Annotated in this window: 9 protein-coding genes and 1 riboswitch; of the genes, 7 read left to right on the top strand and 2 right to left on the bottom strand. The window is 60.8% G+C overall.

The annotated features are described in order from the left end of the window. Positions 1-65 precede the first annotated feature (65 nt). Positions 66-1,310 (bottom strand): HD domain-containing protein, encoded by a 1,245-nt coding sequence (locus HMPREF7215_RS02995; RefSeq protein WP_009164159.1) that lies wholly within the window; start codon positions 1,308-1,310, stop codon positions 66-68. Positions 1,311-1,469: 159 nt separating this feature from the next. Between HMPREF7215_RS02995 and HMPREF7215_RS02990 the strand changes: the two genes are divergently transcribed. After that, positions 1,470-2,219: a transporter substrate-binding domain-containing protein gene (locus tag HMPREF7215_RS02990; protein ID WP_009164158.1), complete on the top strand. Its 750-nt coding sequence runs from the start codon at positions 1,470-1,472 to the stop codon at positions 2,217-2,219. A gap of 82 nt (positions 2,220-2,301) precedes the next feature. Here the strand turns inward: HMPREF7215_RS02990 and HMPREF7215_RS02985 are convergent, their stop codons facing one another. Then, a complete protein-coding gene (locus tag HMPREF7215_RS02985; protein ID WP_009164157.1) occupies positions 2,302-5,457 on the bottom strand; it encodes an ankyrin repeat domain-containing protein in 3,156 nt (1,051 codons plus the stop codon). Between the two features lie 230 nt (positions 5,458-5,687). Here HMPREF7215_RS02985 and HMPREF7215_RS02980 point away from each other — a divergent pair, with 230 nt between their 5' ends. The 6 genes from HMPREF7215_RS02980 to metK all read left to right on the top strand — a co-directional run bounded on the left by HMPREF7215_RS02980 (position 5,688) and on the right by metK (position 12,326). Then, a complete protein-coding gene (locus HMPREF7215_RS02980; RefSeq protein ID WP_009164155.1) occupies positions 5,688-7,298 on the top strand; it encodes a PucR family transcriptional regulator in 1,611 nt (536 codons plus the stop codon). A 363-nt stretch (positions 7,299-7,661) separates the two neighbouring features. Further along, positions 7,662-8,381, top strand: a complete 720-nt coding sequence (locus tag HMPREF7215_RS02975; protein WP_009164154.1) for a DUF5058 family protein — start codon at positions 7,662-7,664, stop codon at positions 8,379-8,381. A 27-nt stretch (positions 8,382-8,408) separates the two neighbouring features. Then, positions 8,409-9,065, top strand: a complete 657-nt coding sequence (locus HMPREF7215_RS02970; protein ID WP_009164153.1) for a hypothetical protein — start codon at positions 8,409-8,411, stop codon at positions 9,063-9,065. Between the two features lie 130 nt (positions 9,066-9,195). Beyond that, positions 9,196-10,380, top strand: coding sequence for a M20 metallopeptidase family protein (locus tag HMPREF7215_RS02965; RefSeq protein ID WP_009164152.1), 1,185 nt, complete (start codon positions 9,196-9,198; stop codon positions 10,378-10,380). A 15-nt stretch (positions 10,381-10,395) separates the two neighbouring features. Next, positions 10,396-10,659 carry a preprotein translocase subunit YajC gene (yajC, locus tag HMPREF7215_RS02960; RefSeq protein ID WP_009164151.1) on the top strand — a complete coding sequence of 88 codons (264 nt, stop codon included), beginning with the start codon at positions 10,396-10,398 and terminating at the stop codon, positions 10,657-10,659. 255 nt (positions 10,660-10,914) lie between these two features. Further along, a riboswitch (SAM riboswitch) is annotated at positions 10,915-11,033 on the top strand. A gap of 108 nt (positions 11,034-11,141) precedes the next feature. Then, positions 11,142-12,326, top strand: a complete 1,185-nt coding sequence (metK, locus tag HMPREF7215_RS02955; RefSeq protein WP_009164148.1) for a methionine adenosyltransferase — start codon at positions 11,142-11,144, stop codon at positions 12,324-12,326. The last annotated feature ends 67 nt before the right edge of the window (positions 12,327-12,393 follow it).

Here is a 12,393-nt window from a genome sequence, read left to right as displayed (position 1 = left end):
GTGCCGCGAGAGAGCGCGGGACTGTTGGCGGCAGACGCGCTTGCCGCGCAGGATGCCCCTGCCGTTCAGCGCTCCTCGCCACGCGCGGGAGCGAAATTGCGCGCCAGCGCGCCGGCCAGACGAGCGTTCAGCCACCGGCCGCGTTCCCGCGGCGGCAGATCGGCGGGGAACTCCAGCCGGGCGCGTTCTTCGTCGAGAACGGCGACGTAAAGATCGTAGCGCCGCAGAAAGTCGGGAAGATCTCCGTGGTCGGCGCGGATCACGGCGGCGACTTCCGCCGCGTCGAAGCCTCCGTGCCGCATCTCCCCGATGACCGCAACGATCGCGCCGGGGCGGCGCAGGCGGGGGAGCCGCATGTGATTGGCGATCACAAAGCGGGCGAAATGATACCACGGCCGCGGCAGCGTCATGCGGCGGTCGAGCCGTTCCAGCGCGGCCAGCCCGCGTTCTTCGTGCCCGATGTGATGCGGCCATTCCTGCCGCGGCGTCAATCCCTTGCCGAGGTCGTGGACGAGGGCGGCGAAGCGCGTCGCCGCGCGTGGCGTCAGCGCGGCCGTGCGGCGCAGAACTTCCAAACTGTGCTCGAAGGCGTCGAGGCCGCGGTGATATTTCGCGGGCTGCTCCACGCCGTCAAGCGCAGTCAGCTCGGGGAAAACGGCGTCGAGGATCCCGGCGTCGCGCAGCGCGATGAAAAAAAGTTCCGGGCGCGGGGAAGCGAGCGCCTTGCGCATCTCGGCGAAAACGCGCTCGGTCGGTTCAAGCGCCAGCTCTTCGCGGCAAGCGGACATCAGCCTGACCGTGCCGGGCGCGATGGAAAATCCCAGCTGGGCCGCCTGGCGGGCGGCGCGCAGCGCGCGGACCGGATCGTCGCGGAAATGTTCCGACGTGGCGCTGATGACTCTGCGTTCGATGTCCGCCCGCCCGCCGAACGGGTCGATCAGCTCGCCGCCGGGCAGGCGGACGGCCATGCTGTTCATGCGCGTGTCGCGGCGGTACAGATCTTCTTCGATGGTCGTGTCGGGGCTGAAGCGCGCTTCGAAACCGCGGTAGCCCGTCCCGGTCTTGCGCTCGGTGCGCGCCAGCGCCACTTCGCTGAGGCGGCCGCCGACTTCCAGCAGGTAAACGGGAAACTGCCGCCCCACGGCACGGACCTGGAATTCGCGCTCGAGCGTTGCCGCGTCGAGGCCGCAGACGACGTAATCCCTGTCTTCGGCGGGGCGTCCGATCAGGCGGTCGCGTACCCAGCCGCCGACGACGTAAAGCTGGCCGCCGAGCGCGGCGACGCGCGCGGCGAACTCGTTTTCGTTCATGCACAGCCACCTCGTTTCTACGGAGAAATCGAATTGCCGAGACCAATAAACTATTTTTTAATGAGCGCTTGACAGATGAACTGAATAGTAATAATATACGTCGCAAGGACGAAAAAAGTCCGACAAAAATCTGTCGTCACTCAGGAGGTTGTTTTTAAAATGTTCAAACGTATCGCCGCGCTTTCCGCTCTGTTGACGCTGGCCGCAAGCGCCGCTTTCGCGGCGTCGGCCCTGGACAGGGACACGCTGGTCGCCGCGACGGAGAGCACGTATCCGCCCTACGAGTCGCGCAACGAAAAAGGCGAGCTGGTTGGCTTCGACATCGAGCTGACCGAGACGGTCGCCAAAAAGCTGGGCAAAAAGGTCGAATGGCTCGACATGCCTTTCGATTCGCTGATCCCGGCGCTGATGTCGGGCAAGGTCGATCTGGTCGCCGCCGGCATGTCGGCCACGCCGGAGCGCGCCAAGCGCGTCAACTTCTCGGCTCCGTACGAGATCTCCTTCAGCGCTTTCGTCACTGGAATCGAAAACCCGCCCCAAGACACCGACGCACTGGCCGGCAAGATCGTGGCGGTGCAGATCGGCACGGTGCAGGAGAATTTCGCGCGCAGTCTCGGCAACGTGGAAGTGAAGACGTTCCAAAAGTTCGACGACTGCGTGCGCGAGGTCGTGCTCGGCCGCGCCGCCGCGACGCTGATGGACATTCCCGTGGCGAAGCAGTACGTGCAGGCCAAGGATTTCGCCGGCAAGGTCACGGTCGCTTTCAACAAGCAGATCACCGGCGCCGACAAGGCCATCGCCATGCCCAAGCAGGACGAGGCGCTGACCGCCGCGGTCAACGGCGTTATCGAGGAAATGGACAAGAATGGCGAGCTGGCGGCCCTGCGCGACAAGTGGTTCAAAGAGTAACGTTCTGCCGGTCCCTTGAGAAAAAGCCCCTGAAACGGCCTGCGCCGGATTTCAGGGGCTTTTGTCGCCGCGCTTGAGAAATCTAATTCGTCTTGGTCGGCGGCTGGTCAGATTGGGCCAGCACGGACTGCTCTGGCTCGCGGTGGGATTCTGCCGCGGCTCTGAGCGCGCCTTTCTGGATCGCTTCCAGTTTTTTCAGCTCGGCGGCGTGAAAGGCGTCTTTCTGAGCCAGCAGGGTCGCGAGGCGCTTTTCATATTCCTGCTTGAGCGCGGCGATCAGTTTTTCGCCGTCGCGTGCGACGGCGTTCCGTGCCTGTTCGATTTCCGAAGCGCGCTGCGCCGTCAGCTCGCGTTCGCGCTCCGCCAGCCGCCGCGCAAAGTCGGCGCGCAGCGCGGCCACGTCCTGCATCTTTTGCTGTTCCGCGCGGGCCAGGACGCTCTTCACGTCACGCTCGGCCCGGGCGGCGGCCTGTTCCATTTCTTGGCGGTGTTTGGCGTTGAGGGCGTCCCTGGAGCTGGCGAACTCGATCTGCTGCTGCGTTTGCTGTTCCTTGAGCATTTTGTCGTACCGGAGTTCCGCCTGACGAAGCGACTGGGCGTAGGCCGTCTCGAGAAGACGGCTGGCTTCCTGCCGGCCCTGTTCGATGCCGGCCTTGGTCGCCGCGGCCTCTTTTTCCGCTTCCGCGCGCTTTTGAGTCTCGGCGGCGGCCAAAGTTGCGTCCAATAGCTCGCGGCTTTGGGCCTGCGCGACGTCGAAAGCGCGCTGCAGGGCGGAGACTTTTTCGTTCAATTCGTCGCCGTGGCTCGTTCTGAGACGGTTCAGCTCGTCGTTATACTGGGCTTCCAACTTGGAAACGGCATCGAACATTTCCTGACGGTGAGCGGTCTCCAGACGGGCTTTTTCGATCTCGAACGCGGCTTTGAGCCGAGTGTCCTGCGCTGTCAGCTTCTCGTTCAGTTCGACGTGCAACTGTTTCTCACGGCTGTCCAGACGGGCCTGAACTTCGGCCAGATCTTGGGCGGCTTTGTCTTTCTGCGAGTTCAGCTCGGCTTCCAGAGCGGCGGAGATCTCGCGTTCCTTCCGTAAGTTGGCGTTCAGCACGGCCAACGTCTCGTCGAACTGTTTTTTCAGGGCGGAGTTCTCCCGCAGGGCAGCTTCCGTTTTCTCGTGGAGTTCTTCGTCTTTCTGGCGGCTTAACTCCGAAATTTTGGCCTCGTGGGCTTCTTCAAGGCGCTTTTGCTGCTCGCCCAGCGCCACGGCGTGACGGCTCTGTTCCTGGAGGAGCGCGTTCCGTTGTCGTTCTTCCATGGTGGCGACGGTTTCCCGGATTTTCGCGTCAAGCTTCTGTTCGTTTTGCAGCGTAACTTCTTGCAGTTCTTTGGCGTGCCGATTTTTAAGCTCGGCCAGTTGCTGTTCGTATTTCAGGGCGTTTTCTTCAAGCAGGCGAGCCTGGCGAGATTTCAGGTCGATAACTTCCTGTCGGTGCTGGGACAGGGCCACGCTTTGATATTGAACGGCCTGGCGGCTTTTTTCCTCGCCGGCGCGGATTTGGGCGTTCAGTCGCTCCACTTCGTTTTTGTATGCTTCTTCGAGATGGGACTTGACCGCCGCCAAATTGTTCTCCGCCTCGGCGCGTTCTTTGCCGAAATTGGCTTCGGCGGCCGCTTTCTCTTCGGCCAACCGGTTCGATCGCGCTTCGGCGGCCTGCAGGCGAGCGGCGAGCGCGTCGATTTCGCCTTTCCGCTTTTGGAAGTCCAGCCTGTTTTCTTCGATCAGTTTGAGGTTCTTCTGCATTTCGCTCTGCCACAACGCCGTCAGCGTGTCGATGTCCCCGCGGCTCAGTTCCAGCTCTTGCCGCTGGCTGGCCTTGAGTTCCGCGAGGTTGTCGGTGAGCTGCTGGATCAGGCTTTTCTGCTGCTCCGACAGTTCGTGGCCGGTCTGGAGCCGTTTTTGGGCGTTTTCGGCCGTCTGAGCGGCGAGGTCGGCTTTTTTCCGCAACTCGACGGCGGCTGTCGTGAGGCGAAGGATCTCGTTCTGCTCGTCGGCTATTTTTTTATAGAGCGGCACGATCCGCGGATTGTCCGCGGGGCCGCCGACGCTTTTCTGACGCTCGGCGCCGATCTGGATGCCGCGCTCTTCCGCTTCGTTTACGCTTGCGGCGATGGAGGAAAGGAGCAGCAGATCCTCGGCGGCGAACGCCGGATTGGCCTGGGCGTAATCGAAGGCGGTCTTGCCGTCGACGTCGCGGTAATCGACGCGGGCTCCGTGGACGAGAAGCTCGGAAAGGACTTTCGGATTGCCGTTCGTCGAGGCGGCCAGGATCAGCGCGGTGCGCCCGCGGTCGTCGCGGGCGTTCTCGCGGGCCCCCCACTTCATGAGAACGCCGACGACGTCGGGGTGCGCGTTGTACTGCGCGGCCCACATCAGCGGCGTCAGGCCGTCGACGGGAGCGTTCGGATCGGTGCGGGCCTCGAGGTAAAGACCGACGCGTCGTGCCAGACCGCGGCGGCAGAGTTTGGCGAAGCGTTCCGGCGTCATGGGGGCGGGAGCATTCTTTTGCTGCGTGCGCTCTTTGAGCGTGGCCAACTGTTCGGGAGTGTATTTTTTGCCGCTTTCCAGGTAACTCCAGGCCGTCTTTTTGTTGGCGCCGGTCACGGTGGGATCGGCGCCTTCGTCAAGCAGCGTGATCAGAACTTCGTAGGCGTTGCCGGCCCGCGCGGCCAGCATGAACGGGGTGGCGCCGGAGTTATCCGTGGCGGCGAGATCGGCGCCGAGGTCGATCAGCGCCGCGGCGATCTCGGGATTGGGATTGCGCATCGCCGCGAGACTGAGCGGCGTCCAGCCGCGGGAGCCGCGTTCTTCCAGATCGGCTCCGGCCGCGGCCAGGGCGACGATAATCTCGGGATTGTCGCTGTCCTGGGCGGCGACCGCCAGTGCGCGCAGATTGTCTTTGTTGGCGGCGCTCACGTTGCCGCCGGCGTTGACGAGCAGCCTGATTTTGTCGGGATCGGCGGCCTTGCCTTTGGCCTGAGCGGCCATCATCAGCGGCGTGTTGCCTTTGGCGTCGGCTTTGCCGACGGAGATCCCTTCGTCTTTCAGGGCCGATGCGACCTGCAGCGCGTCGCCGTTCAGACAGAGATCCATGAACTCCTTCTGCGAAAGCGCCCACGCCGGGGGACAAAGGCAAACGGCGGCGAACGCGAAAAACGCCGGGATTTTACTTTTGAGCAGAGTCATAATTTCTGGGAAGCCTCCTCAAATTTGCCTTCAGAGAATTTTCATGTAGAATTGAAACACTCGTCCTTATCGGCAGAGGACGCGCTGCTTTTCCGCCGCAAAGGCGGCAAAACAAAAACAGACGTCCCTTTATGACGAGCGAAAACGATACCTTTAAAATTCAACTCTATAATAGTACTATACTTTGCATGAAGTTCGCAAGTTCGAAATGCATAAGGAGATCTTGAGCGATGACGACGACTGTGCGGGAAACGTTGGCCCTGGAGTCTTTCAAGGGGTTTCATGTGCTGGCGGGATTTGGCGGGCTCGACCGGGAAATTTCCACCACGACCTTTATCGAAGCCCCTGACTCGTGGAAATGGATCCGCGGCGGCGAGTGCGTGCTCACGCTGGCTTACGCTTTTCAGACGGAAGAACAGCTGCTCGCGCTCGTCCGCGAACTGATCGAACGTCAGGCCACCTGCATCGGCATCAAGACCGAACGCTACATCAAACAGGTTCCCCAGTCGGTGCTCGACCTGGCCGACCAGCATAAATTCCCCATCATCGACATTCCCATTTCCGTCCCCTTTGCCGCCATCATTCACCCGGTGCAGTCGCTGATCATTCACGACCAGGCGCGCCTGCTCAAATACTCCGAAAAAGTTCGCCACACCTTTTTCGGCCTCAGCGTGCGGGCGGCGGAGATCGAGGAAATCATGCAGGTGCTCTGCGAATTCACGCACGTGGATCTGGCCTTCATGGATCTCGCGACGGACAGAAAGTACATTTTCTCCGATTCGCCGCAACTGCCGGCGGCGTTGGATACGCTTCCGCTCAAGGACGTGCTGAATCTTTATCCCCACGAGGACGTGATGCTCAACGGCCGGCTTTTGGGACACCTCATTTTCGACGCCGACGCCGAAAAGCTCAAAGACCGCTGGTCGGAGATCCCGATCAATCAGGCCAAGGGCGCGCTGCTCCTGTACTTTCAGCGCCGCGAGGTTCGGCATCAGGTGGAATCGCGTTATCGCAACGAATTCGTGCAGGACCTGATCACCCGTAACATCCGCATGGAGCAGGAGGCTTGGAATCGAGCCAAGAGTTTCAACTGGAACCTTGAAGGTCCTCAGCGCGTGGTCATCGTCGATATCGACAACTACAAGAGCTGCCTGACCCGCGCCATTTCCGGCGGCCAGGGCGTGAACGCCATCGAAAACAGCAAGTCGCGTATCTACGCGATCGCCCGGTCGTTCCTGGCGCGTCTTAACGGCGGAAAATATCCCTATGCGGAGATGAGCGACTCGATCGTCTTTATCTTTCCTTCGGGCGACGAAAACGGGGGAGGATTCTTCAACGACCTGCTGCGGCGCACTCTGGCCGATATGATGAAGGTGATCCAGACCGAAACCGGTTTTACGGTGACAGTCGGCGTAGGCGATCCGTGCAACAACGTCTTCGACTGCCCCGAAAGCTACCGACAGGCCCAGCAAGGACTCGAACTTCTGCGCCGCAGCACGGGCGGCAACGTTATCGCCTCATGGTCGGAAATGGGCGTCTATAAACTGCTGTATGGCGTGGTCGGTACTCCCGAAGGCAGCGGCTTCATGGAACGTTATCTGGGGCCGCTTCTGAACGATGAGCGGCCTGCCGGCGCCACGCTGCTGAATACGCTCCAGACGACGGTGAGCTGCAATTGGAACTTGAAAGACGCGGCCACGGCAATGAACGTTCACTATAACACGCTCAAGTACCGCTGGCGGAAGATCTGCGACATCCTCGGCATCGATCCGTCCAAAAGCGGCGACCGACTCAACGTGATGATCGCCTTGAAGCTGTACCGCATGCACAAAAAGGCGTAACGGAAACTGCCCGGCTCTGACGGCCGGGCAATGATAAAATATTGACGCAATATATTGTCTCTTGAAGACAAAATAAGCCGCAGGGGAATAAAAAAAGCCCCCTGCGGCTATTTTAATGGACATTAATTTGTTGCGCTTCGAAAAATCGCGTGAAATAGTTGAACTTGTTTCGACGCCATGAAAAAATATACTGTTTTTTTGTCTTTGCAGAACATTGATGTATATGAAAGAAATATTTATGATGTAAAAGACGTCGGCGGTGAGCGCTGAAGGAGGAGGGCCGACGCGGGGCTTTATCAAAAAAGCCCGAAAGGTTGTTCTGTTTTATTTTATGGAAATCATTTTTGAGGGGGTACGGTTTTCATGGAGTCTTTGCAGGAAGTTATGAGAATTGGCAACCAGCCTATGGTCTGGGCGCTCTGCGCCGTCACCGTCGTGGTGTCGCTGGTCCAGTCGCTGCTGTTCACCCGGCTGGCCAAACGGACGGCCCGCGAAGCGCAGATCGATCCCGAAATCACTAGGACGGCGTTCCGCGTTGGATTGATTTCGGCCATCGGCCCCGCGATCGGCGTCTTTATCGTCATGGTCGGGCTGATGGCGACGATCGGGTCGCCCATGGCCTGGCTGCGTCTGTCCATCATCGGCGCGGCTCCCACCGAGCTGACGGCGGCCACTTTGGCGGCCGAAGCGGCCGGCAGCGGTCTGGGCAAGGAGAATTTTACGCTTCAGGTCATGGCCGTCACCTGGTTCGCCATGGCGCTGAACGGCTGCGGCTGGCTCCTTGTCAGCGGGCTTTTCGCTCCTTATCTGGAAAAACTCCGCGAGAAGATGGGCGGCGGCGACACGAAATGGCTTGCCGCGATCGGCGGCGCCGCTTCCCTGGGCGTCTTCGGCTATCTGTGCAGCAACGAGATCCGCCGCGGCACGGGCAACATGCTCGCCGCGCTGACCGGAGCCGTGGCGATGGTCTTCCTCGTCAAGCGCGTCGTGCCGAAGCATCCCAAGCTCAGCGAATACGCGCTCGGCATCGCCATGCTCTTCGGCATGGCCTGCGCCGTGATCCACGACGTCGTGATGATGTAACCGGGACGGATGAAGGAGGTCTTTTCTATGGATCTGAACGCTCAGTGGAAAAAAGGTTGTATCCGTATCGGCACGCCGACGAACCTTCTCGCCGCGGCGATGAGCTTTTTGCCCGTTCTGTGGCTGTGCAGCGCCTATAACTGCTGGCCGAGCCTCGACGTGGTCCTGAAGGCGTGGGGGCTGGTGGCCGCTTCGTTCGGCGCGTTCTATTTCGTCGAGCCGATTTCCTACTACTCGGTGATCGGGCTTTCCGGCTCTTATCTTGTGTTCCTTTCCGGCAACATCGGCAACATGCGCGTGCCCTGCGCCGCTCAGGCTCTTGACGCGACGCACACCGAAGCCGGCACGCTCCAGGCCGAAGTGGTCTCGACGCTGGGCATCTGCGGCTCGATCGTCACCAATCTGATCGCCGTCCTTCTGGCCGCGTTCATCGGCGCGTCCGTCGTCGCCGTGCTGCCCAAGGTCGTCTCCGACGCTTTCGTCAAGTACGCGGCCGGCGCCATTTTCGGCGGCACTTTCGGCAACTTCGCGATCAAATATCCCAAGATCGCCGTTTTCGGCCTCGCCATTCCTCTGGCGCTGATCTACTTCGCCAAAACCCCGGCCTACGTCACGATCCCCGCGGCGGTCTTCGGCTGCATCGCCATTGCCCGCGCGTTCTACGTGATGGAGAAGAAGGCCTAGGCTGTTTGGGAACGTTCAAATAAGCGCTGGGCAAAAGCCGAATCTCTGTCTCGAAGGAAAATGGGGCGGCGGGGCGCTGTCGCCCTATTTTTTTATGACGCACCATGCGAACTGAAAGGAGTTCTTTGCCATGTGGGAAAAGTGCAAATCGCTTCAGAACGATCTTGTGGCGCTGAGGCGCCGGTTCCATCAGATCCCCGAACTGGGGGAAGATCTTCCCGAAACTCAGGCTCTGCTGTGCGCGGAACTTGACAAGATGGGGATCCCTTATAAGAAGAACACGCTCGATTCCGGCGTCGTCGCCCTAATCGAAGGCGGCAAGCCCGGCAAAGTGATCGCCCTGCGCGCCGATATGGACGGTCTGCCCATCACGGAGGCGACGGGGCTGCCCTTCGCTTCCAGGCACGAGGGACGGATGCATGCCTGCGGCCACGACACGCACATGACGATGCTTCTAGGCGCCGCCAAGGTGCTGAACGAGAACAAAGCCGGCCTGAAGGGGACAGTCAAGCTGATTTTCCAGACGGCCGAAGAGACCTGCACCGGCTCCCAGATCATGCTCAAGGAAGGCGTGATGGAGAATCCCCACGTCGACGCCGTGTTCGGCATGCACATCGGCACCATCATCGACCCCAACATCCCCGCGGGGACGGTGATCGTAACGCCCGGCTGCTGCATGGCGTCGTACGATCATTTCGTACTGCGCGTAACGGGCAAGGGCTGTCACGGATCGACGCCCGAAAAGGGCGTCGATCCGATCGTCGTCGCGTCCAACATCGTGCTGGCACTGGAAGAGATCGTCGCCCGCGAGGTGCCCTCCACCAAAGCGGCGGTCGTCACCATCGGCCGAATCCACGGCGGCATCGCCTACAACGCCATCCCCGGCGAAGTGGAGATCGAGGGGACGACGCGCGCGCTCGAAGAAGAGGTGCGTCAGTACCTTGGCAAACGCATCGGCGAGATCGCCGCAGGCATCGCCAGATCCTACCGCGCCGAGTGCAAATACGAGATGATCTGGGGCGCGGCGCCGGTGGTGAACGACGACGAGATGGCCAGATTGGCGGCCGGCGCCGCGGTCAAGGTGCTGGGCGAGGACGGCGTGATCACTTCCGTTCCCGCGCCGAACATGGGCGGCGAGGATTTTGCCTTCTATCTCAGGGAACGTCCCGGCGCTTTCATGTTCCTGTCCTCGTCGAACCGCGAAAAGCACACCGACGGCCCCCATCACAACCCCCGCTTCGACGTCGACGAGGACGTGTTCTGGAAAGGTTCGGCGGTCTTCGTCTCCATCGTCGAAGATTATCTCGGCAGATAAAACGGCCGCCTCACGATGGCACGCGAGGGCCTGTACTACACGCTGCTCTATGTCGGCGTCCTGATCGTTTTTTATTATCTCTTCATCCTGGTCCCGGGAAAGAAACGAAAGCGCGAGCACGATGAGATGGAGCGGCGCGTGAAGACCGGCGACCGCGTCGTGACCATCGGCGGCGTGAAGGGGACGGTGGTCGGGGCCGATGAGGAAACGCTGATCATTGAAACGGGCGGCAGCCGCATCGAAATCCTCCGCGGCGCCGTGCAGATGACCTGCCGATAATTCCGGCGTCACGAAAAAGGCGCGCCGAAAAAAAACTGAAGGCCGTAAACGCGCGGGAGCGACGACGGCTGATTCGCGGATGAAAACTTCCGCGCGGACGTTTCGTGACGTGTGACGATTTCGTTCCGCGCCGGCGCACTGCCCTGCGCCGGCGCGGACAACATGAGGCAGCTCGCGAGGAGGCGCGAGCTCCCTTTTGTTACGCTTTTATTTGGTTGACAACTTTATGGGGCTGTGTATAATGAACCGGTAAAACTCTTATCGCGAGTGGCTGAGGGACTGGCCCGATGACGCCCGGCAACCTGCCCGTAAGGGAGTGTGGTGCCAAAACCAGAGACCGGCTTTTGCGATTGAGCCGGATCGGATGATGAGAGGAGCGCGCTCGGCGGCTTTTGAGTCTCTCCTCGCGGAGAGGCTCTTTTTTTGTATCCCGAGAAAGACACGTGACGGCATAACCATTCAACTTTAATGGAGGTACTGTAATGGCGGAGAAAATCCTTATTTCTTCGGAATCGGTCACCGAAGGCCATCCCGACAAGCTGGCCGATCAGATTTCCGACGGCGTGCTCGACGCAATCCTCGCGCAGGATCCGATGAGCCGCGTGGCCTGCGAAACGCTGGTCGCCACAGGGGCGATCATCGTCGCCGGGGAGATTACCACGAAGGCCTATGTAGACATTCCCGGCATCGCCCGCAAAGCCGTGCTCGACGTGGGCTATAACCGCGCCAAATTCGGCTTTGACGGCGAAACCTGCGCCGTGTTCACGCAGATCGACGAGCAGTCCGGCGACATTGCCATGGGCGTGGACAGAGCCATGGAGATCCGCGAGTCGGAGATGGACGATGACCAGATCGATCGCATCGGCGCCGGCGACCAGGGCATGATGATCGGCTACGCGACCGACGAGACGCCCGAATTCTTGCCTATGCCTTTTGCCTTGGCGCAGCGCCTGGCTCGTCGTCTCACGGCCGTGCGCAAGGACGGGACGTTGAATTGCCTGCGTCCCGACGGCAAGACCCAGGTCACGCTTGAATATCGCGATGGCGTTGCCGTCGCGGCTGACACGATCGTGGTGTCGTCGCAGCACAGCCCAATGGTTTCGTTGGAAGAGCTGCGCGATTTGATCGCCCGGAATGTCATCGAACCGATTATGCCCAAAGAATTGATGAAGAATCCTCGTATTCTCGTCAATCCCACGGGACGTTTCGTCCTTGGGGGACCGATGGCCGACACGGGGCTGACGGGACGCAAGATCATCGTTGACACGTACGGCGGCATGGTGCCTCACGGCGGCGGCGCTTTCTCCGGCAAGGACCCGACGAAGGTGGACCGTTCGGGCGCCTACATGGCCCGCTACGCCGCCAAAAACGTCGTCGCGGCCGGCCTGGCCAGGCGCTGTCAGATCCAGGTGGCTTACGCCATCGGCGTGGCTCGCCCCGTTTCGGTGCACGTGGAGACTTTCGGAACCTCCAAGCTCAACGAGGAACAGCTGACCGAGCTGATACGCGCCAATTTCGATTTTCGTCCCGCGGCGATCATCCGCGATCTGGAACTGCGCACGCCGCAATATCGCCGTCTGGCCGCCTACGGGCACATGGGGCGCATCGACCTCGAACCTCTTCCCTGTTGGGAGAAGCTTGATCGCGTCGACGCTCTGCGGCGCTGACGTAAAAGACAGGCCGGCCCTCGCAAAATCGTGCGGGAGCCGGCCTGCGGTCTGGAGATGCCGATGC

It is taken from the genome of Pyramidobacter piscolens W5455, assembly GCF_000177335.1.
GTDB lineage: Bacteria > Synergistota > Synergistia > Synergistales > Dethiosulfovibrionaceae > Pyramidobacter > Pyramidobacter piscolens.
Note: the sequence above shows the minus strand (reverse complement) of the source record. Positions and strands in the feature narration are given on the sequence as shown.